The 22,392-nt window shown below is 51.8% G+C and carries 21 protein-coding genes and 2 pseudogenes; 10 read left to right on the top strand and 13 right to left on the bottom strand.

From position 1 onward, the window contains the following. Positions 1-211 precede the first annotated feature (211 nt). The 7 genes and pseudogenes from M2422_RS02670 to M2422_RS02640 all read right to left on the bottom strand — a co-directional run bounded on the left by M2422_RS02670 (position 212) and on the right by M2422_RS02640 (position 5,325). On the bottom strand, positions 212-289 hold the full coding sequence (locus M2422_RS02670; RefSeq protein ID WP_223239581.1) for a hypothetical protein: 78 nt from the start codon (positions 287-289) through the stop codon (positions 212-214). A 68-nt stretch (positions 290-357) separates the two neighbouring features. Beyond that, positions 358-780 (bottom strand): annotated as a pseudogene (locus M2422_RS02665) (GFA family protein). 3 nt (positions 781-783) lie between these two features. Further along, positions 784-981 carry a hypothetical protein gene (locus tag M2422_RS02660; RefSeq protein ID WP_023312007.1) on the bottom strand — a complete coding sequence of 66 codons (198 nt, stop codon included), beginning with the start codon at positions 979-981 and terminating at the stop codon, positions 784-786. Positions 982-1,071: 90 nt separating this feature from the next. Further along, a complete protein-coding gene (locus M2422_RS02655) occupies positions 1,072-2,103 on the bottom strand; it encodes a methyltransferase (RefSeq protein ID WP_064672625.1) in 1,032 nt (343 codons plus the stop codon). Positions 2,104-2,367: 264 nt separating this feature from the next. After that, the gene (locus M2422_RS02650; RefSeq protein ID WP_064672626.1) at positions 2,368-2,817 is read right to left on the bottom strand and encodes a hypothetical protein; all 450 of its coding nucleotides are present in this window, start codon (positions 2,815-2,817) and stop codon (positions 2,368-2,370) included. A 143-nt stretch (positions 2,818-2,960) separates the two neighbouring features. Next, positions 2,961-3,305, bottom strand: a complete 345-nt coding sequence (locus M2422_RS02645; protein WP_064672627.1) for a DUF1294 domain-containing protein — start codon at positions 3,303-3,305, stop codon at positions 2,961-2,963. Positions 3,306-3,801: 496 nt separating this feature from the next. After that, positions 3,802-5,325, bottom strand: a complete 1,524-nt coding sequence (locus M2422_RS02640) for a cyclic diguanylate phosphodiesterase (RefSeq protein WP_064672628.1) — start codon at positions 5,323-5,325, stop codon at positions 3,802-3,804. A gap of 680 nt (positions 5,326-6,005) precedes the next feature. Between M2422_RS02640 and M2422_RS02635 the strand changes: the two genes are divergently transcribed. The 3 genes and pseudogenes from M2422_RS02635 to ttcA all read left to right on the top strand — a co-directional run bounded on the left by M2422_RS02635 (position 6,006) and on the right by ttcA (position 7,615). Then, positions 6,006-6,416: an ASCH domain-containing protein gene (locus M2422_RS02635; RefSeq protein WP_039262890.1), complete on the top strand. Its 411-nt coding sequence runs from the start codon at positions 6,006-6,008 to the stop codon at positions 6,414-6,416. A gap of 156 nt (positions 6,417-6,572) precedes the next feature. After that, positions 6,573-6,644 (top strand): annotated as a pseudogene (locus tag M2422_RS02630) (hypothetical protein); the annotation flags it as partial. A 35-nt stretch (positions 6,645-6,679) separates the two neighbouring features. Then, on the top strand, positions 6,680-7,615 hold the full coding sequence (ttcA, locus tag M2422_RS02625; RefSeq protein ID WP_033145703.1) for a tRNA 2-thiocytidine(32) synthetase TtcA: 936 nt from the start codon (positions 6,680-6,682) through the stop codon (positions 7,613-7,615). 42 nt (positions 7,616-7,657) lie between these two features. Here the strand turns inward: ttcA and dbpA are convergent, their stop codons facing one another. The 4 genes from dbpA to M2422_RS02610 all read right to left on the bottom strand — a co-directional run bounded on the left by dbpA (position 7,658) and on the right by M2422_RS02610 (position 11,795). Then, positions 7,658-9,031 carry an ATP-dependent RNA helicase DbpA gene (gene dbpA, locus M2422_RS02620; protein WP_064672629.1) on the bottom strand — a complete coding sequence of 458 codons (1,374 nt, stop codon included), beginning with the start codon at positions 9,029-9,031 and terminating at the stop codon, positions 7,658-7,660. Positions 9,032-9,058: 27 nt separating this feature from the next. Further along, positions 9,059-9,232, bottom strand: coding sequence for a hypothetical protein (locus tag M2422_RS23865; RefSeq protein ID WP_305089335.1), 174 nt, complete (start codon positions 9,230-9,232; stop codon positions 9,059-9,061). Positions 9,233-9,514: 282 nt separating this feature from the next. Then, a complete protein-coding gene (zntB, locus tag M2422_RS02615) occupies positions 9,515-10,498 on the bottom strand; it encodes a zinc transporter ZntB (protein ID WP_033145705.1) in 984 nt (327 codons plus the stop codon). A 154-nt stretch (positions 10,499-10,652) separates the two neighbouring features. Then, the gene (locus tag M2422_RS02610) at positions 10,653-11,795 is read right to left on the bottom strand and encodes a methyl-accepting chemotaxis protein (RefSeq protein WP_064672630.1); all 1,143 of its coding nucleotides are present in this window, start codon (positions 11,793-11,795) and stop codon (positions 10,653-10,655) included. A gap of 456 nt (positions 11,796-12,251) precedes the next feature. On the opposite strand from M2422_RS02610, the gene M2422_RS02605 reads away from it, so the two are divergent. From M2422_RS02605 to M2422_RS02590, 4 genes are all read left to right on the top strand, one after another. Further along, positions 12,252-14,381 carry a bifunctional diguanylate cyclase/phosphodiesterase gene (locus M2422_RS02605; RefSeq protein ID WP_064672631.1) on the top strand — a complete coding sequence of 710 codons (2,130 nt, stop codon included), beginning with the start codon at positions 12,252-12,254 and terminating at the stop codon, positions 14,379-14,381. Between the two features lie 92 nt (positions 14,382-14,473). Beyond that, positions 14,474-15,706, top strand: a complete 1,233-nt coding sequence (locus M2422_RS02600) for a sensor domain-containing diguanylate cyclase (protein WP_064672632.1) — start codon at positions 14,474-14,476, stop codon at positions 15,704-15,706. A gap of 74 nt (positions 15,707-15,780) precedes the next feature. Next, positions 15,781-15,921, top strand: a complete 141-nt coding sequence (locus M2422_RS02595) for an Ecr family regulatory small membrane protein (RefSeq protein ID WP_021240268.1) — start codon at positions 15,781-15,783, stop codon at positions 15,919-15,921. 217 nt (positions 15,922-16,138) lie between these two features. Then, entirely contained in the window at positions 16,139-16,702 is a 564-nt protein-coding gene (locus tag M2422_RS02590) for a DJ-1/PfpI family protein (protein ID WP_033145709.1), read from the top strand. Between the two features lie 90 nt (positions 16,703-16,792). On the opposite strand, the gene M2422_RS02585 is transcribed toward M2422_RS02590, so the two are convergent. Continuing rightward, a complete protein-coding gene (locus tag M2422_RS02585) occupies positions 16,793-18,409 on the bottom strand; it encodes a peptide ABC transporter substrate-binding protein (RefSeq protein ID WP_259139888.1) in 1,617 nt (538 codons plus the stop codon). Between the two features lie 185 nt (positions 18,410-18,594). Between M2422_RS02585 and mpaA the strand changes: the two genes are divergently transcribed. Further along, positions 18,595-19,308, top strand: coding sequence for a murein tripeptide amidase MpaA (gene mpaA / locus M2422_RS02580; RefSeq protein ID WP_039262896.1), 714 nt, complete (start codon positions 18,595-18,597; stop codon positions 19,306-19,308). Here the strand turns inward: mpaA and ycjG are convergent. Beyond that, complete coding sequence (ycjG, locus tag M2422_RS02575; protein WP_064672634.1) at positions 19,299-20,264, bottom strand: L-Ala-D/L-Glu epimerase; 966 nt, start codon at positions 20,262-20,264, stop codon at positions 19,299-19,301. The two genes, mpaA and ycjG, sit on opposite strands and share 10 nt — an antisense overlap. A gap of 107 nt (positions 20,265-20,371) precedes the next feature. Here ycjG and tpx point away from each other — a divergent pair, with 107 nt between their 5' ends. After that, positions 20,372-20,878 (top strand): thiol peroxidase, encoded by a 507-nt coding sequence (gene tpx, locus M2422_RS02570; protein ID WP_023335907.1) that lies wholly within the window; start codon positions 20,372-20,374, stop codon positions 20,876-20,878. Positions 20,879-21,153: 275 nt separating this feature from the next. After that, positions 21,154-22,362 (top strand): aldose 1-epimerase family protein, encoded by a 1,209-nt coding sequence (locus M2422_RS02565; protein ID WP_064672635.1) that lies wholly within the window; start codon positions 21,154-21,156, stop codon positions 22,360-22,362. Positions 22,363-22,392 lie beyond the last annotated feature (30 nt).

The raw sequence follows: 22,392 nt of genomic DNA, 5'->3' as shown, positions 1-22,392 counted from the left end.
TTCTTCACTAAGGATAACAGCGTTGTTTGGTCGTGTATCCCTTGCCTTACTTACCCTTTTAGCATTGCTGTGGATGGCGTTAATTTTTGATTTTGGTGATATCGTCGGGCATCTCGGGGCGCTATTAAACCATCTGGACGGCAGTTAACTATTGTCCCTGGAAATAAAAAGCCACCAGCGGTGCCGGTGGCGGGTAAACGCGTATGTCGCGTTATTTTTTCACAGGTTGAGGCTTTTTATCACCTGATTCAGGGGCCTCACGCGGATCGTCTTTTTCAACACAGAGCATAGTTTCTCCTGTTTCAGTTACCCACTGCCTACTATAGCCGGAGGAGTAAAAGAGTGGCCAGGCGGCAATCATGCCTCCTTTTCCCCTTTCTCGCGAAAAGAGAGATAACCAAATACCCCACTTCCCCCATCCATAGGATGGTTAACGCCGTCCATCACCTTCACCTCTGGAAAATCAAAAGGTGAAACGTTTTCAAATCAGGCGACATTAACGCCATATTCGTTTGGGTTAGAACGCCGCTGATGGAACGTGTAAATCCCGCACACCGAGCAGAAGAAATGCCGTGCCGTTCCCGTGTTAAAGCGGTACTCGGTGAGCTTATCTTCACCTTTGGTCACCTTAATCCCTGACAACGGCGCAGAGACAACGACCGCGCCCCGCATACGACAAAAGGAACAGCTGCAGCGCCGTGCGGTATTGAGTCCATCAGTGAGCTCAACGGTGAACGCCACCGCGCCGCAATGGCACTTCGCATTTCGTTTTTCAGCCATGGGCTATACCCCTTTTCTCACCAACTCGGCAGCCTTAACGAAAACCTCATCTTCTACGCCATCGCCTTTTTGCCTGCCGAGCCTGACCAGTTCATCGACAATGCTGTTGCGATGGATCGGTTTCTGCGCTGAAACCAGTCCAATAACGGCGGCCCCAATCGCCAGCCCCACTAATCCGGTTTGTTCATCTTTGTTTTTCATATTCATGCTCCTGGTACAACAAACAAGCGTAGCAGGAATACGGTAAAACGGAATGCGGGACGCATGCTCTGTGAATGTTATTTAAACAGTTCAGACAGGTACGACTTCTAAAATCGACAGATACGAACGGGTGTCTATTATTTTGTTCAACTTCAGATTGGTCTGCTCAAACAAGTGCTGATACTCAGACTCTGTTCGTGTACGTCCGCCATCAAAGCTTGTTAACAGAAGAAGGTCAATTTCAAATCGTCCCAGCTCATTATTTTCTTTTTTAATAAGCGGCTCAAAAATTAATAGTCGGGCGTTTTCTTTCATAGCCGTTCTGCAGCATTGAAGGATCTGAATGGCCTTCTCATCAGGCCAGTCCATCAAAATGTATTTAAGCAGGTAAATGTCCGCTACAGGACAGGCTTCAAAAAAGCTGCCCTCAATGGTCTCCCATCGACGATTATCCTTTAACAGGTGCAGTCGATTTCGCTCAAGCACGTCTTTTTGATCGAAAAGGATCCCCGTTAAGGTCGGATTTCGACGTAAAACGGTCAGCAATAAGTTACCCAACCCACCGGCGATATCGGCAACGACAGCGTTTTCAGGGAACGAATAGCTATCTGCAATGACCTCATTCTCTACGGATGACATAGAGGCCATACCGGCATGAAAAACGTTGCTTTCAGATCCCCTATCGTCATGCTGCCAGTAGTCGTAAAAAGGCTTACCAAACAATTCATTAAAAACAGGTTTACCTTGCAATATCTCATCCATTTTAGCCGCTGGCTGCCAGAATGTTTGGTCAGTCAGCATGAGCACCGCCGCACGCAAGGAAAATTCATGCTCAGAACAGAGGAATTGTGCTGAATGGCTAAGACTGTATTCAGCTTCGGATAATTCGTTGAAAACTCCACGAGAAGACACTAAGCGCATGATTCGATGAAGATATTCAGCGTCGACATTCAACTCTTTCGCCAGTTGTTTGACGGATTTTTTTCCTTCAACCAGACGATCTGCGACGCCTAAGACCGCGACCGCCCGAAGCGCTGCCTGCCAGACAAAACCCATGCTTTGCTCTAACAGACACATTCCTTCTTTACGGCTTAGTAAATCCAGACTATTACGTTGCGACATTTTCTGCTCCTTACCAGTAAAGATGTGTTGAACAACTAAAACGCCGCTAGCAAGCGTAAGTCTGGTAATGAGCTTTATCCATAACGTCAGAAAGGATTATTTATGAGGTTTTGTACCGTTTAGCATACAGTCCGTTTAAATACGTAAAAAACCAAGGCCACTTACCTTCAATGTTTAATAGTAATGCATTAAAACTATTAACTTAAAAATGATTGCGTTACATCCCCAAAAAAAAATGCCTGTCGTAATACAGGCATTTCATAGTTAGAATCTCGGCGCCAGTCCATATTTTGGCGTTTTGATGTTTGCAGCCCAAATCTTGATATCGTTTTGCAGGAGGATCGTGAAATCGGATTTTAAATGCGTCACCATGCTATTGACGCTGTCCGCATCAACCACTGAAAAATGTTCAATTCTGTTTTGTCCTACCTGAACACAATAATATTTGGCGGGCAGTACTTTACCATTCACATTTAGCGGCAGGTTTTTCTCACCGCAACGGCCTTCAGTAATATAGGACACCAGTAAATTAGCGGATTTTCTTCCTGGCTGGGAGACACTCACCATGACCGGGAAACCTTCCGAGGTCTGCGTCATATCATAAAGGACCGCATTTTTTATATACCAGGTATTATATTCCCGCTCCTGAAAAGCAGACCAGGAAGGCGCAGAAAAGAGCACCAGCACTGCCAGAATAAGAGATTCTATTTTCATGGGATGTTGTCGTCCGTGTTGTTGCACGTATTATTCAGATTGTGCAAAAAACAGCAACCACTTAAGAATAGTCCTACTACTATTGGCAGTGACGGAGGAGTAAATTAAAGATATGCCTTACCGTCAGCAGTCCCTGCCAACGCTCATAAAAGAGAATAAGAAGAAAAATGATAAACGGCCGCCATCATGGCGATGCTGACGACGACGCTGATGAAAAAGTAGCTTTTGAAGGGCTGCTTTTGGGTTTTATGGCGAAAGAGTTGTTGGCCGACAATGGCGCCAGGCCAGCCACCTGTCACGCCAAATACCAGCAATGTCGCTTCCGGAACCCTGCGCATCCCCTTCCGCGCCGCCATTTTATCGGCGCCATACATGAACAACGTCATCACGTTGATCGCCAGAAACCACATGACCAGAGAATGGGTAGCAAGAAGGCTGCCGATCGCAGCGATAATCAGGAGTAAATAACAAAAGCGATTAAGGGTCATAGCACGAGCCACGGGGTGTTTAGCAGTTTTGGATGACGCATTATACGTTAACTGACGAAAATCTCAGAGTGAGACGGCTATTCTAAAATGCAAACTGCGCCCCGGGCCTTTACTGGTTAACATTTAAACTGCGGTAATAAGTAAGCATTATTTCATTATGCGTTGACCGCTAGCATTTTTTTCTTAAAAAATTAACCTGAAACATCTTACGTCGAAAACACAGCGTAAGCGCATTGTTTTAACAAAACAATAATCATTGCATCCATCAATCTAAAGAGGGCGCGACAATATTGATTAAAGTCAAATTAAACGTTAGCCAGCTAATATTCAAAGTCATCCATTCGTTTAAGAACACCCAAAACAATGTTGAAAACAATTAATTTGACCATCCGGTCAATGCATAACAAAATATTACCGTGTTTAAAGCAATAATGGTCTGCATTTTTGGGGGATGATGTCCCCCCTTTTTATTTTCTCAGAAACAACCAAATAAACATTATTCCACCCTGATCTTAACTTTTGGCTTCGACAAGAGAACTTTGACCAGTTCCTTGAAAGGAAGAGGTTTGTAGAAGAAAAAACCCTGTAAAAACCGGATATGATTGCGTGTGAGGTAATCGAGTTGCTCTTCTGTTTCAACGCCTTCCGCCACGATGCTAATTGAGAGTTTTCTGGCCAACTCCAGTACCGAATCAAGGATTAGGGTTGAGTCCTCATTCGCATTAACCCTGGCAACAAAGCTCTGGTCGATTTTAATGTAGTCAATGTGCAGATCCTGCAGATAGGACAGACCGGAATAACCCGTACCAAAGTCATCCAGCGCAATGGCAAATCCGTTGCTATGTAACTCATTCAATGTATTAACGAGATGTTCATCAATGTCGAGCGGTTCACGCTCCGTCACCTCAACGACGAGGTTAAGATCCTGTTGAGTGAAGCTGCGCTTGTAGTGGAGACACTCTTCAACAAAGGTGGGCGCAACGATATGAGAAGCGCTGAAGTTAATCCCTACGTGAAAGCCTTCTGGCAGCAATGTCGCAATAGCATTCATGTGTATTGCAACCTGCCTCATTAAGCTTTGAGTCAAAGGAATAATTAAACCGGACTTCTCAGCAAGAGGAATGAAGGATGCGGGAGAAATAAACCCTGATTGAGGATGCTTCCATCTGGCCAGCACCTCCACACCCCGTAAGGTTCCCTCTTTGCCGCTCACAACGGGTTGGTAATACGGAATAATTTCATTTCTGTAAATAGCGATGCGCAGTGACTCTTCGGGTGAAACATCCTTAGAAATATAGCGTTGAAGAATATAAGCAGAGAGAGACGATATTATCAGCAGGAATAACACCACGCCTCCGGCTCGATTGAATAATCTCTTAAGACTAAAAAGAGGTGGAGAGTTGAATTGTACCGAGAAAGGATAATTAGAGGCTTTTACCATTAATACCTCTTTCTTCGTAGGGTCTGCCGCCGTCACATCGCCTGTCAGACCTAAAAGGGTATTGCCTACTCTCAGGGAATATTCTACGCCATTTAATGGCATATCCAGCGCATCCCGGATATGGCTATCGCTGATGCTAACGATGATTCGGCTTCCGGCGTGAATTGTCTGGTATAAGAGAACCGGAAGACCGTTGACGGTACTGGCCGAAGGGACGAGGAGCAATGATGACTCAGGCAGCACTGAGCTGTTGACCAACAATACGCGGTTTCCCGGTAACGAGGAGCACCAGACCGCATCATTTTTCAGAATAACGATCGTTCTCAGGTGAGGCTGTAATGCCGCCTCGGTGCCCAGCCGATATTGCCCTTCAGCATCACACTCATTCTCGGCAAGTTGCATTGCCATCTCAGTCGCATGACGAGCTTCTTTAAGAATAACATTCATGTTCCGCACGACATAGTGCGCCTCTGCCAGGCTATCAACCCGTGCAGAATACCAAACCTGTAAATTGATGATAAAAACGCCGAGCAAAAACATTGTCGTGGCTGCAGCTACGGGGATAGATGCATGGCGCATTTAGGGTTCTCGATTTAAGTGAAGTAGCCGCTTCAACGATGCTGAAGTGATTGAATTGTCATCGTCTTAAGCATGGTTGATAACGTAATAAATACCATGACAGGCGTCAGAAAAGTTCTCGTAAACCAGATTCAGGGGAAACAAAAGGCCGCCGAACGGCAGCCCTGGTGGATAAGTGTCTATTAATATCGCTTTATTGTATTGATCGGGGTTCTTTCTGACCAGTCTGGCCGCTCGCCGGCCATGATGGCACGCTGTTGCGTTGGCGTCACAGACTGGGTTATTTCAGGCATTGACTTGTATTCGGGTTGCTTAGGTGGACTGAGAACCAGATCGGAGCTACAGCCTGACAGCAGGAAAATGGCCAGTAGAGATGAACTAAGCTTGAACACGTTAAACCCTTCCAATGGGATAAAATTTTAAGAAAAAGCGTGGTGCTGGTTGCATCCAGGTGACTCGTTACTGATATTCAAAGCCACGCGCCTGGCTGCAGACAGCAGATTCACCACACAGATAACCTCGTAAGGATATATTTACGAGGGCAATACGCGCAACGCTTTGTTTTCCTTCCCACCCGAACTAAAAATGCAAGGAAAGGCGACTATGCTTCTACAGTCGAGGGGGTTTATGCTAAAACCGCTATTCCGATTCTTTTGGTTAAGAGTTAAGAAGGGATTTGAATGGTTCAGGTTGAAGAATTAAAAATGAAGTACCCAGGCGCAGTGGCCTGGCAAATGGGTGACGGCCCGGAACTGGCGAGCGTGCTTGCGGACCTGATTAAAAAAGGAATCAAAACGGCCACCTGCGGATCTTTTGCCTCGTACGCGCAGGATGTGTCTGCTCCGCGGATGGGGAGCTACAACATAATTCTTGATGGCCAGAATGTCCCGGTCTGTGTGATCCGGCTGGTTTCAATGCGGCTGGTGCGTTTTTGCGATGTAAATGAAGAATTCGCTCGCAAAGAGGGTGAAGGCGATTTAAGCCTTGAATACTGGCAGAAAGAGCATCAGCGATTTTTCTTCCGCGAAGGCCATTTTTCTGAAGATATGGAACTGATCGCGGAAGAATTTGAATTGGTTGAGGTGCTGTAAGCTGAGATAAAAGTGATACTTATCCCAGCGAGCCTGCACCCTTCTGATGCCCTCCCAGGTTTGTCAGGCTTTTTAAAGCTACCCTTGTCGATATAACGCATCACCCCGGCATCACTAGCCATTACCCTTAAGCCTGCATGATGTGAATCATTATAGGGCTCCAGATTTAACGCAGCTGTAAAACGTGCTGGTATTCGCCGCCGGAATCCGTACCATACGCGGCATACAATGTTTGCCCCTGCTGGCTCCGAAGGTAGTACTAAATGCAACAGAATCAAGAAATTAACAAAAAAGAGCAATACAACCTGAATAAACTGCAAAAGCGACTGCGCCGTAACGTGGGCGAAGCCATTGCAGACTTCAACATGATTGAAGAAGGTGACCGCATCATGGTTTGCCTGTCAGGGGGTAAAGACAGCTATACCATGCTGGAGATCCTGCGTAATCTTCAGCAAAGTGCACCGGTGAAATTTTCCCTGGTGGCGGTCAACCTTGACCAGAAACAGCCGGGCTTCCCGGAGCACATTCTGCCGGAATACCTCGAGAAGCTGGGCGTTGAGTACAAAATCGTCGAAGAAAACACCTACGGCATTGTGAAAGAGAAAATCCCTGAGGGGAAAACCACCTGCTCACTCTGCTCTCGCCTGCGCCGCGGCATTTTGTATCGTACCGCGACGGAGCTGGGCGCGACCAAAATTGCGCTGGGCCATCACCGCGACGATATCCTGCAAACGCTGTTCCTCAATATGTTCTACGGCGGCAAGATGAAAGGCATGCCGCCTAAGCTGATGAGCGATGACGGCAAGCACATTGTGATCCGCCCTCTCGCCTACTGCCGCGAAAAAGACATTGAGCGTTTTTCTCAGGCTAAAGGTTTCCCGATCATTCCATGTAACCTGTGCGGCTCTCAGCCGAACCTGCAGCGTCAGGTAATTGGCGACATGCTGCGCGACTGGGATAAGCGTTATCCAGGGCGTATCGAAACCATGTTCAGCGCGATGCAAAACGTTGTCCCTTCCCATCTCGCGGATGTGGAGCTGTTCGACTTTAAAGGCATCAACCACGAGTCAGAAGTCGTGAACGGCGGAGACCTGGCGTTTGATCGGGAAGATATTCCCATGCAGCCAGCGGGCTGGCAGCCGGAAGAAGATGACAATCAGTTTGAAGAGCTGCGTCTCAACGTGCTTGAAGTGAAGTAAGCGATTAGCGTCTCAGAAACACCTTCTGAGACGCTTCATTCTTTATTTCAGCAGACGTACGCGACAGGTTTTACCCTTAATTTTCCCGTTTTGCAGCTGCTTCCATGCCTTATTGGCTACCGCCTGGCGAACCGCTACGTAGACATGCGCCGGATGGACCGCAATCTTGCCGATATCCGCCCCGTCCAGACCCACATCCCCGGTCAGCGCCCCTAATACGTCACCTGGACGCATCTTGGCTTTTTTACCGCCATCAATGCACAGCGTCGCCATTTCAGCCTCCAGCGGCACCAGGCTGACGCCAGCAGGGGCATTCATCCAGTTCAGCTTAATCTGCAGCATCTCAGAGAGAATGTTGGCGCGCTGCGCCTCTTCCGGCGCGCAGAAGCTGATCGCCAGACCGCTGTTTCCCGCGCGCGCGGTACGGCCAATACGGTGCACGTGCACTTCAGGATCCCACGCCAGCTCAAAGTTCACCACCAGCTCCAGGGATTTAATATCCAGACCGCGCGCAGCGACGTCGGTTGCGACAAGAACGCGGGCGCTGCCGTTAGCGAAGCGGACCAGCGTCTGATCGCGATCGCGCTGTTCCAGATCGCCATGCAGAGACAATGCGCTCTGGCCGGCGGCATTCAGGGCGTCACAGACCGACTGACAGTCTTTTTTGGTATTACAGAACACCACGCAGGACGCAGGCTGATGCTGGCTCAGCAGTTTCTGCAGGAGCGAAATTTTCCCCTGCTGCGAGGTTTCAAAGAACTGCTGCTCGATAGCGGGCAGCGCATCTACGCTGTCGATTTCAATGGTGAGCGGATTTTTCTGCACGCGCCCGCTGATGGCGGCGATGGCCTCCGGCCAGGTCGCGGAGAACAGCAGCGTCTGACGATCGGCCGAGGCGAAACGGATCACCTCGTCAATCGCATCGCTGAAGCCCATATCCAGCATCCTGTCTGCCTCGTCCATCACCAGCGTTTGTAACGCATCCAGCGAGACGGTGCCTTTTTGCAGGTGATCCAGCAGGCGGCCGGGCGTTGCGACAATAATGTGCGGCGCATGCTGAAGTGAATCACGCTGCGCGCCGAACGGCTGTCCGCCACAGAGGGTTAAAATCTTGGTGTTTGGCAGGAAACGCGCCAGGCGACGCAGTTCACCCGCGACCTGGTCTGCCAGTTCGCGGGTCGGGCACAGCACCAGAGACTGGGTCTGAAAAAGCGCCGCATCGATATGCTGCAACAGGCCAAGGCCAAATGCCGCCGTTTTCCCGCTGCCCGTTTTCGCCTGCACGCGCACGTCACGGCCCTCAAGGATGGCGGGCAACGCGGCCGCCTGAACAGGCGTCATCGTGAGGTAACCCAACTCGTTGAGGTTATCGAGTTGGGCGGCGGGCAGAACATTCAGGGTAGAAAAAGCGGTCACAGTAGTCTCTCGTGGTCATCTTTGCGGTCAGATGGCGCGTATCCTCGCAGATCTCGCGGTTCGATGCGACAATTTAATCGGTTCTTGATCTGGCGGCGGGTCGGGCATCGGCTGCGGACGCGGGATGGGATCGGGCATTGGCACCGGATCGGTGGGGACGGGATCGGATTGACGCGATTGTTGCAGTAGCAGAGCGTTCAGGATGCTCATCATTCCCTCCAGAATTTGCTGTCGTCCCTTTTAGGGTAGACGCTGGGAATCAGGAGGCAAAAAAAAGCCGACTATGAAGTCGGCGTCGTACGAATCAATTGTGCTATGCAGTAATTCAAAAAAGGAAGTAAGACAATATGGAGCGCAACGCCCATCGCTTGACGTTGCATTCACCTGCGGGAGTAATATTGCACCTTACGGGGTAGATGTTTATTGACTTCGCTCAATTAAAAGAGCGTTTTGATCCCGTTGAAAGCTGGAAAAAGCGTAAATTTACAGCCATTTACTACGATGCAACCACCATGCAACACCACCAATCAAAACAACTAACATCACGCAAAACGCGGTAAAGCCGTAGCGATAAGCGCCACCCGGAATTCCACCCAGATTCACGCCAAACAGCCCGGTAAGAAACGTGCTGGGTAAAAACACCATCGCCATCAGGGACATCGTATAGGTTCTTCTCGACAGCGACTCCTGCATCACCTGCGCGATTTCGTCCGCCATCACCGCCGTTCTGGCAATACAGGAATCAATCTCGTCCAGCCCGCGCCCCAGCCTGTCGGCAATATCCTGCATTCTGCGTCGCTGATCGTCATTCATCCAGGCGAGCCTTTCGCTGGCAAGACGCGCATACACGTCGCGCTGCGGCGTCATGTAGCGGCGCATCACAATCAACTGCTTACGCAATAAGGCCAGAAAACCGCGCGGCGGGATCTGCTGATCGAGCAGGTTATCTTCCAGGTCGATGATTTTGTCGTGCAGCTCTTCAATAAATTCACTCGCATGATCGGTAAGGGCGTCGCAGACGTCCACCAGCCAGCTGCCGCAGTCGACCGGCCCGGTGCCCTCTTTCAGATCGTTGACGATGTCATCCAGCGCCAGAACTTTTCGCTGGCGGGTCGACACAATGAGCCCGTCGTCCATGTAGACACGCATCGCAACCAGCTGATCCGGGCGTTCATCCGTGCTGCCGTTAATGCAGCGCAGGGTGATCAGCGTCCCGTCACCCATTCGACTCACGCGGGGCCGCAGGCTTTCACCCGCCAGCGCATCGCGCACGTTATTGGGCAAGAGCGGCGTCGAGGCCAGCCAGTCAGCGCTGTCCGGGTGGGTGTAGTTCAGATGTAGCCAGCAGGGATGCGCACTATCGATCACATCATTATCTTCCAGCGGTCGCGCACCGCCGCGACCATCCAGCACCCACGCAAAAACTGCGTCTGGAACGTTAAGTTCAGATCCTTTAATGCTTTCCACAGCGCCTCCACCTTTTTAGCTCTTCGGTGTCAGTCTAGCTTTCATCAGGGGTTAAGCAACAAGTATGTATCCCATCGCGCTGAAATCGCTCAGGAATTGTACATACCAGGCGGAGGCGTGAAAAAAGCCTGGCATGCCAGGCTTTGAGGTGCTGTCAGAGAGAGTGCTCTGGCCGCTGCATGAAGGATGGCGAGCCGCCAGGTGATGAGGATAAGGATGACTGATCGAGCCTGAAATTACGCGTCCGGGTTTGCAGCTCAATCACCTGATTACGCAGTACATCAGACGAACCGTTGAGTTCCTCTGCCATTGCCACGTTACTTTGTGTGACCCGCTCCAGCTCCGATAGCGCCAGGGTAATCTGAGAAATGCCTTTCTCCTGCTCTGAGGTTGACGCGGAAATGTCGTCCATTAAGCGGCTGACATTTCCCGAGCCGGTCACGATTTCATGCATGTTTTTCTCTGCCTGTGACACAACGCTGGCTCCCTGCGTGACGTTACTGCTGGTGACTTCAATCAGCGTTTTGATATTCTTCGCGGCCTCCGCGCTGCGGTGTGCCAGGTTTCTTACCTCTTCCGCGACGACAGAAAAACCCTTGCCATGATCGCCCGCCCTTGCCGCCTCCACGGCCGCGTTGAGCGCCAGGATATTTGTCTGGAACGCAATGCCGTCAATGAGCGAAATAATCTCCGTCATCTGCTGCGCGCATTCGGTAATGGACTGCATATTGCTGGCGACCTGCCCCATCAGCTCGCCGCCCTTGCGCGCCTGTAACGTCGCCACATTTGCCTGCTCGCTCGCCAAGCGGGTGTTATCGGCATTGTTTTTGGTGCTCGCGGCCATTTGCTCCATGCTGGCTGCGGTTTGCACCAAAGACGCAGACTGCTGTTCGGTTTTCACCGAAAGCTGAGCGCTACGTGCCGAGAGTTGATCCGATAAGGTCATGGCGGTTTGCGATGACGCCCTGATCTCACGCACCAGCGTCGCAATATTGCCGGAAAGGCTATTAATGCCGGGGATGAGCCGGCCCGCGCAGTTATTGCCAAATTCTGGGATAGAGACGCCAAGGTTACCTGCGGTCACCTCCTCAATACTTCTCTTCACCGTATTGATCGGCGTCACAAGATACTTCGTCATATAGACCCAGAGCAAAAATAGCGCAACGAAATTGATGACATTAAGCGAAATAAAGAGAGACGTATTGCTGGAAAATAGAACAACGACACCTGCACTTACCAAAAAAAGAGAGAAAAGGAACCCGATAATAAAGGTCCTTACACTAATATTTCTTAGCATGATAATACCCACGTTTTATATTTTGGTCGGCACTTAGACTTATAGCATTGGCCCGGAAGTTTTTCATCGCAAACAACGCTTGTTTTTTGTTTCGCCGTTAGCATCCTGAGATTTACGTTAAGTCAGATAAAAAGAGCGTATTAGTGAAAATGTTTTGCTCAGCATGCTGTGATACTGGTCTCCAGCCATGTTAAGCGATAGTATCGCCCGCGGTGAGACGACACAATCGCCCTCATATTTAAGGAGCTTTGCTACTGTTATTCGTTCTTGTTTAGCAATGCTTAATATATTAACAAGAGAATATATTTTATATTCTTAATAAGTTTTAGAGTATTAATATGACTGGTCATTTTTCACGATAAATAACTAATATGGTTTGAATGCGCATGTTCGTTGCCCGATAAAGATGTACCCGGCAGGCGAAATCGGTAACCCTCTCAGGCGTGGGATTGCATAATGCTCAATATATCGTGGGACCCTGTGTTAATCGCTATCTCTTATCTGGTGGCGTTTATCGCCTCCTTTGTGGCGCTGGACAGCGCCGGAAAGATCCCCCTCTCCAGCCGAAAGGCTGCCCTGTTCTGGCGCATTGCCGGTGGGGTCACGCTGGGCATTGGCATTTGGTCGATGCACTTTATCGGCATGCTGTCGATGCAAATGCCCATGATGATGAGCTACGACCTCTGGTTAACCCTTGCGTCACTGGGCGTCGCGGTGGTTGCATCGGCCACGGCACTTAATATTGCCGTCGCGGGCAAAAAACTTTCTCCCTTTCGACTGATCTTTGCCACGGCGATCCTGAGCGCTGGCGTGGTGTCGATGCACTACATCGGTATGGCGGCCCTGATGCTGGATGGCAGCATCATCTGGGATCGCCGCCTCGTGGGGTTGTCCGTGGTTATTGCGGTTGTTGCCTCCGGCACGGCGTTGTGGCTGGCTTTCCGCCTGCGGGATAAACACAAAGGCGTCTTTATCAATCGCATTCTCGCGGCCTTCGTCATGGGTGCCGCCATTTGTGCGATGCACTATACCGGCATGAGTGCCGCGCAGTTTCAGGAAATGGCGCATACCCGCCCGGGCGGGATCGGCGAGCTGGGGTTATCCATCTGGGTTTCGGTCACCACGCTCTGCCTGCTCGGCGTGATGTTAATCATTTCGCTGATCGATTCCCACCGGCGCACCAGCAGGCTGACGGATAATCTGCATCAGCTCAACCGCCAGCTTGAGCTACAGGCGCGGTTTGACGCGCTCACCGGGCTCGCAAACCGCCACCAGATGGATCTCCGCATGCAGGATTGTCTGCGCAGCGCGCTGCTGAGCAAGAAGCCATTTGCGGTTATTTTCCTGAACGTCGATCACTTCAAACGCGTTAACGATACGTGGGGTCACAGCGTCGGTGATGAGCTATTGATCACGGTCGCGCAGCGCATCACGGCCCGGCTCACGCGTGAGATGACCCTGGCAAGGCTGGGAGGCGACGCCTTTATCCTGCTGGTGCCGGAATGTGACGACGACAGGCTCAACGCCCTGGTCACCGCGCTGCTTGAAGATGTGCGACGCCCTCTGTCTGTCTGCGGGCATACGTTTAGCACGACGATCAGCGCGGGCGTCAGCCTCTATCCTCAGGACGGCGAAACGCTGCATGAACTGAAGCTCAAGGCGGATGCAGCATTACATCGCGTCAAGGAAGATGGCCGCAACGGCTGGGCGATTTACCGGACCGAGATGTCAACAGCGATCCCGGCGAAACCCGGTTTCCTGCAGGAGCTTTCTCAGGCGCTTGAGCGCGATCAGTTTGAGCTGTGGTACCAGCCAACCTGGCATGCGGGAGAGAAAACCATTCACGGTTTTGAAGCCCTTCTGCGCTGGCGGCATCCTGAGCAAGGGGTTGTGCTGCCTAATCTGTTTATCCCCTCCCTGGAACAAACGGGCTTAATTATTCCGGTAGGTAACTGGGCCATTGAAGCGGCATGCCGACAGCTTCATTTCTGGACTGAGCAAGGCTTCAGCCAGTGGACGCTGTCTCTCAACCTATCCCCCATCCAGTTTGAACAGCCTGATATTTTCCAGATCGTCTCGTCGATGCTGGAAAAATATAGCTTGTCTCCGTCCCGGCTGATCCTGGAGGTAACGGAAAGCACCGCGCTTAAAAATCTCGACCGCAGCATTGAGTTGCTCAATGCGTTTAATCACGCGGGGATCGTTGTCTCGATTGATGATTTTGGGACGGGCTATTCCAACCTTTTGATGCTGAGCGTGCTGCCAGCAAAAGAGCTCAAGATCGACAGAAGCTTTGTCACGTCGATGCTGGAAAATGAAAAAAGCTACAAGCTGGTTGAAACCATTATCAGTATCGCCCGGACCATGGAGATGAATGTGGTGGCAGAAGGGATCGAGACGGAAGAACAGCAGGCGATTCTCACCCGACTCGGCTGCGATTACCTGCAGGGATATCTTTTCTCCCGCCCCTTACCTGCCGAACAGGTACCGTGGCTACTGCTGCAGATAAACTCAGACAAACAGATTATACCCATTAATAAAATTCAAACGGACCCCGCATTTATTTCTCAAAAAAATCATGCCTGACGGGGTTAAGTGGAGTATGTTTCAAGGGAGTACACGCGAGTCAATTCTGTCATGATTGTCAGGCACATGTTGTCGATGAACAGGAAACGCCTATGTCGCAACCTTGTTTTGATGCGTTGAATGTAATTAAAACACCCGTGTGGCTCGTTTCACCCGTGTCGGAAAAGATCGTTTTTGCGAATGTGGCCGCAACGCAGATCATGGGAGATAAAACGCTCGATGACCTGCGCAAAGGGATCTATTCAGCCAGTGCGCAAACCGTCCTGTCGATGTATGTATCTGAACTGAAAACAGAGCAGGAGATCGTCGAAATCTGGACAACGAACCGGGATGGACAGGATACGCCGTTAAGCTGTCGCCTCTCGCTTGCCCACTACGCGCCCTGGGGCGATGTGATTGTTTTCGAGGGCATCTCCCAACAAATACTCTCAGGATTGAAGGCCAGCCGTTCCGCTAACTACCGGCGGAAAAAACAGGGTTTTTATGCGCGCTTTTTTCTGACCAACAGCGCCCCAATGCTGTTAATCGATCCGGCCCGCGACGGTCAAATCGTCGATGCGAATCTGGCCGCGCTCAATTTTTATGGTTATTCACATGATGACATGTGCACTAAGCATACCTGGGAAATCAATACGCTGGGGCGAGATGTGATGCCCATTATGACTGCGATTGCCGCGCTGCCCGGTGGTCACAAGCCGCTCAATTTTGTTCACCGCCTTGCCGATGGATCCACCCGCCACGTTCAGACGTATGCCGGGCCCATTGAGATCTACGGTGACAAGCTGATGCTGTGCATCATCCACGATATCACCGAGCAAAAAAGGCTGGAGCAGGAGCTGGAACATGCGGCGTTACGTGACTCCATGACGGGGTTACTCAACCGGCGCCAGTTCTACGCGATTACCGATCAAAGCAATCTGAATAAACTTCCCGCGCAGCAGCAATTTAGCCTGCTGCTGGTGGATACCGACCATTTCAAAAACATTAATGACCTGTTCGGCCATCTGAAAGGCGATGAGGTGCTTATCGCCCTTTCCCGGACGCTGGAAGCCTGTAGTCGGGAGGGAGATATGGTCTTCCGCTGGGGTGGCGAAGAGTTCGTTATCCTGCTGCCGCGCACCTCTCTCGACACCGCGATGCAGATTGCCGAGTCAGTCCGTGCAGCCGTTGCCCGCATTACGATTCCAGGCTTGCCGCGGTTTACCGTCAGCATCGGCGTAGCGCGGCACAATCAGGGTGAAAGTATTGACGAGCTGTTTAAGCGTGTGGACGATGCGCTGTATCGCGCTAAAAATGACGGACGCAATAAAGTCCTTGCGGCATGAAACTGGAGTATCCGGAAAAGCCCCGCTACAATGCCCACCTCGAATCAATTAGCGTCAGGTGGGTAAAAACCGCAATGGGAAAAACAGAAATAATACTCACCTTAATTATTTTACTCCTTATTATATTTGGCTTCTGGTTTATTTTTAGCGGTGAGATCTGGTATCTCGTCGAGTTTCTGGAAAATAGCCTTTACCCGACCTTCGACGCACCGTAACGCACGTTTAATCGCTTGTTTCACCTACCGAATATGTCAGGTATCTGCTTCCCTTACAGCCGCGTAAAATACGCGGCGTTATCCTCCAACAACGTTGATAACGAATCACTTATTCATTTGCTTATGTTGCCCGTGCTCTGACGGGCTTTTTTATTTCCGGCAATTCAGCCACGCCAGGCTATATCTTAATCATCTTTATTGATAGAGGTGAGGAAAGATGAGCAAGAAGATCCTGATGCTGGTTGGCGATTACGCCGAAGATTACGAAACCATGGTGCCTTTTCAGGCGTTGCAGATGATTGGTCATCAGGTGGATGCGGTCTGCCCCGACAAACCGAAGGGCGATTACATCATGACGGCAATCCATGACTTTGACGGCGCCCAGACCTACAGCGAAAAGCCCGGTCACCGCTTTACCCTCAACGCCGATTTTTCAGCCGTAAAGGAGCAGGACTACGACGCGCTGCTCATCCCCGGCGGGAGAGCCCCCGAGTATCTGCGGTTAAATGAGGACGTCTTAAAGCTGGTACAGGCATTTGACGCCGCGCGTAAGCCGATTGCCGCGGTGTGCCACGGCCCGCAGCTGCTTGCTGCCGCGGGCATTCTGAAAGGACGCACCTGTAGCGCCTACCCGGCCTGCGCGCCTGAGGTCCGTCTCAGCGGCGGACACTACGCCGCTATCGGCATCGATCAGGCCCATGTAGACGGTAACCTGGTGACGGCTCCCGCATGGCCCGCACATCCGCAGTGGCTGGCGAAGTTTAATGCGCTGTTAGAATAACAGAGACCCGGTATAGGGCCACGCATAGCGAATGAAGCGGTACCGAGTTTTGCAGACCTGGCGCATTCTCGCGCCAGGCCTCATAAAACATCAGTGCTTCTCGATAAACATCGTCCGGCTATACGCCACGTCTTCCGGGTTATTGATGGGGTAGCCTTTCACCCAGGGCTTAATCAGGCGACCATTGGTGTACTGGTAAATGGGCGCGATAGGCGCTTTCTCCAGGAGGTTTTTCTCCGCCATGTTGTAGTCGGTATTACGCGCTTTCGCCGTGGTTTCCAGCGTCGCCTGGTGGATAATTTTATCGTAGGCCGGGTCGTTGAAACGCGAGATATTGCCGCTGTGGGTGGAGGTCAGCAGGGACAGGAAGGTCGACGGCTCATTGTAATCGCCTACCCATGACGCGCGGATCACATCAAAATTGCCGGTATTACGGCTGTCGATATAGGTTTTCCACTCCTGGTTTTGCAGTTTGACGTCCACACCGAGATTTTTCTTCCACATGGACGCCACCGCAATGGCGATTTTCTGATGGTTTTCCGAGGTGTTGTACAGCAGGGTCAACTTCAGCGGACGCTGCGGGCCGTAACCTGCGGCCTGGAGCAAAGTTTTCGCCTGAACGTTCAGCTCCTGCTGGGACATCTGCTCGAACGGTGAAGCCTCAGGGGTGAAGCCCGCCGTCACGTCAGGGGTGAAATGCCAGGCCGGCTTCTCGCCTGTACCTAATACCTTTTCCGCCATAATGCGGCGATCGATAGTCATGCTCAGCGCAAGACGCACCCGGGCATCGGCCGTCGGGCCCTTTTGCGTGTTAAACGCATAGTAATAGGTCCCGAGCTGAGGCGGCGTATACACCTGTCCCGGAATGTCCTTCAGGAGCTTCTGATACATGTTTTTCGGGAACGATTCGGTGATATCAATATCTCCCGCCAGATAGCGCTTAGTGGCGGAGGATTCCTGATTAATCGGAATGAAAGTCACTTTTTTCAGGACAGTTTTCGCATTGTCCCAGTAGTGCGTATTCGGCACGACAACCAGTTTTTCATTCACCACCCGGTCGTTCAGGACGTACGCGCCGTTACCCACCAGAGCGCCCGGACGCGTCCACTCTTTCCCGCTTTCAACGTTCGCTTTTTGCACCGGATAGAAGGCAAAGTTCGCCGTCAGGTTGCTAAACCACGGGAGCGGTTTGTCCAGCTGGACGCGTAAGGTTCTGGCATCCACCGCCGTCACGCCCAGGGTATCTGGCGCCGCTTTGCCATCGATAATGGCCTGCGCGTTGTTGATGCCTGCCAGCGCCGCAAACCAGGCAAACGGAGACGTGGTTTTCGGGTCAACCAGACGCTGCCAGCTGTAGACAAAATCCTGCGCGGTAACGGGCGTACCGTCAGACCATTTCGCGTTATCGCGCAGGATGAACGTCCAGATACGGTTATCGTTGCTCTGCCAGCGCGTCGCCACGCCGGGGGTCAGCTCCCCTTTCTCGTTCTGATTCACCAGCCCTTCGAAAAGATCGCGAATTACCTGAATCTCGGGTAATCCCACCGCTTTTGCCGGATCGAGCGAAGCCGGCTCGTCTTTAATATGCCTGACCAGCTCCTGTTTTTGCGCCAGTACCGTGCCCTGGGGCACATCAGCAGCGTACGAGAGTGTAGAGAGTCCGCACAGGTACAGTGCAGCGCAAAGACGCGAAACAGGATGCTTCATAAGATCCCCTTTGATGAATTCAGGTAACAAGCAGATGCGTAATTATTTGTTTCGAAACAGAGAAATGCAAATACCTTACGCCTGAATAGTGATTTAAGGCAATTCTCAAGCGTTACGGAAACTATTTGATTAACAGCGGGTTTTGCACAACACTGCCAGTAGAGACTTCTTTATCAGGATTTCGTATGGCAATCACCCGACCACGAGCGGAACGCGGAGCCTTTCCGCCGGGCGCTGAGCAATATGGCCGCTCATTTTTAGGCGCATCGCTGATCTGGTTCCCGGCGCTCGATGCCGATCGCAGCAGCGGTTTGATCATTGCCGGCACGCACGGAGACGAGAACTCGTCCATCGTCACGCTTTCCTGCGCGCTGCGGACGCTGACGCCTTCATTGCGCCGTCACCACGTGATTCTTGCCGTCAATCCGGACGGCTGTCAGCTTGGATTACGGGCGAATGCGAGGGGCGTTGACCTGAACCGTAATTTCCCGGCGGCAAACTGGCGCGCCGGAGAAACGGTTTATCGCTGGAACAGCTCCGCCGAGGAGCGGGACGTGGTGCTGCTGACGGGAGACAAGCCCGGCTCGGAGCCGGAAACGCAGGCGCTGTGCCAGCTTATCCATAAGATCCACCCCGCCTGGGTTGTCTCCTTCCACGATCCGCTGGCCTGCATTGAAGATCCGCGTCACTCCGAACTGGGCGCGTGGCTGGCGCAGGCTTTCGCCCTGCCGCTCGTCACCAGCGTCGGCTATGAAACACCCGGATCCTTCGGTAGCTGGTGCGCCGATTTGAGCCTGCCCTGCATCACCGCTGAATTCCCGCCAATTTCCTCCGACGAAGCCAGCGAAAAATATTTAAACGCGATGATGGAGCTACTGCGCTGGCAGCCTCAAAGATGAAGCACGCCGCTGGTAAAATTAAGCGCCGGTGAAACGTCGACCGCCAGCCACGTCGGGCCGTCCAGATCGGCGAAACGGACCTGATTGACCAGCGGCAGCACCGCGCCGATCGCCCGGGATGTGCAGAGCATGCATCCCAGCATCAGGGAAAAGCCCTGCGCCTGCGCTTCCGCCGCCAGGGCCAGCGCTTCTGTCAGCCCGCCGGTCTTGTCGAGCTTGATATTGACCATCTCATAGCTGCCCTTAAGCGCGCTCAAATTCTCGCGGGTATGACAGCTTTCATCCGCACAGACGGGCAGCGGATGGATAAAATTCTTCAGCGCCGCATCATCCTTCGCTGGCAGAGGCTGTTCCAGCATCGCCACGCCCAGGTCAGCCAGCAGCTGGCATCGCGCGGCAAGCCCCTCGGGATGCCACGACTCGTTGGCGTCAACAATCAGCGTGGCCGAGGGAACCGCCGAGCGAATGGCGACCATCCGCTCGCTGATCAGGCGATCGTCGAGCTTCACTTTTAAGAGCGTGGCCCCGGCGTCATAGAGCGCTTTTGCGCTGGCAGCCATCTGCTCCGGCTCACCAATCACGACCGTTTGCGCCGTCACGACGGACTCCGGCAGCGCCACCCCCAGCAAGGACGTCAGCGATTGTTGCTGCCTGGCGGCCTCAAGGCTCCAGAGCGCACAGTCGATGGCGTTGCGCGCAGCCCCGGCGGGTAAACGCTGCTGTAACGCCTCGCGCGTGAGCCCTTTTTGCAGGTCAGGCACCAGGGTCATGATATGCGCCATCACCGACGCAGGACTTTCTCCATAGCGCGGGTAAGGCGTACATTCCCCAACGCCTTTAACCCCCTCTTCTTCAATTTCAACCACGACCACGCTGGCTTCACTTCGACTGCCGCGGGAGATCACAAACGGGGTATGCAATGGCCAGGCTTCTTCATAGACCTTAACGCTTCTCATCACTGACTCCTTGCGGCCCGGAAAGGCGAAAAATTTGGTTTGCCGTGTTATCCGCTGATGGCATACACTAGCCCCGACGTTAACTATATGTAAACAGGAAGATATCTATGTCACAACTCGTTCATTTCCAGGGCAACCCGGTTGCTGTTGCAGGTTCCATTCCGCAGGCTGGCAGCAAAGCGCAGGCTTTTACTCTGGTGGCTAAAGATCTGTCTGACGTCACACTGGCTCAGTTTGCGGGTAAACGCAAAGTACTGAACATTTTCCCAAGCATTGATACCGGCGTTTGTGCCGCGTCCGTGCGTAAATTCAACCAGCTGGCGACTGAAATGGACAACACCGTTGTGCTGTGCATTTCCGCTGACCTGCCGTTTGCCCAGTCCCGTTTCTGCGGTGCCGAAGGCCTGAGCAACGTTATCACCCTCTCCACCCTGCGCAGCGCAGATTTCCTCGAGAAATACGGCGTCAGCATCGCGGAAGGCCCACTGAAAGGTCTGGCAGCACGTGCCGTACTGGTTCTGGATGAAAACGACACCGTTGTCTTCAGCGAACTGGTTAACGAAATCACCACCGAGCCGGACTACACTGCCGCGCTGGACGTGCTGAAAGCATAATAAGTACTTAGCATTCTATACAACTTATTCTCAACCTCGCCGCGGCGGGGTTTTTTATTATAATAAAGCTGAATCGTTAAAGCATAAATGCTCACAAATCACATTAGTCATGCAATAAAAACGTCGACGCGTAACATTAACGTGATCAATAACGCATAATAATCGTTAAAATTCTCTATTTTCGACCGCAGTGAAGCACATCACATTTCCCTTTTTGCCTAAACATTAGATTTGCTTACGAAAGAAAATAATCGTTTCAGCAAAAAGGATAAAATATGAAAATTAAATTCGCTTTTACGCTCCTTGCGGTACTGATTTCTGGCCATGCAGCGGCCAAAACCTGGGTGCTGACAAGCGCTGAAAGCAGCGTAGAGAAAGGAAACTGGAAGATTTCCAGTGATGAGCTGAAAGTTAAAGACCAAACGTTCAGCATTGAGCAAAAAGTCTTACACGGTGGTAAACAGGAAGGCAGCAAAGTCATCATTATTAGCAGCAAAGATGGCCTCACCATCACCCTGAGCCCGACCCGCGGGATGAACCTTCTGCATGTAGAAGGCTTTGGCACCCGACTGGGGTGGAATTCGCCCGTTAAAGAGGTCGTTAATCCTGCATATATCAATCTTGAGAGCCGCAACGGTCTCGGCTGGCTGGATGGTTTCAACGAGATGATGGTGCGCTGTGGCTATGAGTGGACAGGACACCCGGTTACCGCTGACGGGCAAATTTACACCCTGCACGGCAGGGCCGGTAATACCCCCGTTTCGCAGGTCGAGGTTGAAATCGCCGATGCCGCCCCGCATGAAATCCGCGTTCGGGGTTTGATCAAAGAGAGCACGTTTAAAAAATCGGATCTGCAAACCATGACCGAACTGCGCTACGTTCCCGGAACTAACCAGTTCAGCCTGCACGATGTTCTGACCAACCATGCGGATTACCCTCACGATTACCAAATCATCTATCACAGCAACTTCGGCACGCCGATCCTCGAAGAAGGCGCCCGTTTCCTTGCGCCGGCGGCGAGCGTGAGCCCGTTCAATGACTACGCCAAAGCGGGGGTTAACAACTGGCAAACCTATGCCGGGCCGACAAAAGGCTTTGATGAGATGGTCTTTAACATTAAACCGCTCGCGGACAATAACCACGAAACGCTTGCGGCGGTGGTCAATAAAGCCGGAGATAAAGGCGCGTCAATCCAGTTTGATACCCGCCAGCTGCCCGTGCTGACCTTATGGAAGAACACCGACACGCTGAAGCAGGGCTACGTCACGGGCATTGAGCCAGGCACCAGCTACGCCTACCCCGTTACGATTGAACGCGAGCAGAAGCGGGTTAAGCAGCTGCAGCCCGGTGCCAGCGCGCAGTTTGACCTGACCTATACCCTGCTGCACAGCCCGCAGCAGGTGAAAGAGGTCGAAAACAGGATTGCATCGATTCAGGGAGAGACAAAAACAGAAATCGTTAACACGCCGATGGCGAAGGAATAAACGCAAAGTAAAAAGCCTCTTTACAGAGGC

It is taken from the genome of Enterobacter sp. SLBN-59 (genome assembly GCF_024807915.1).
Classification (GTDB): Bacteria; Pseudomonadota; Gammaproteobacteria; order Enterobacterales; family Enterobacteriaceae; genus Enterobacter; species Enterobacter asburiae_B.
This window is presented reverse-complemented; position numbering and strand designations above follow the sequence as displayed.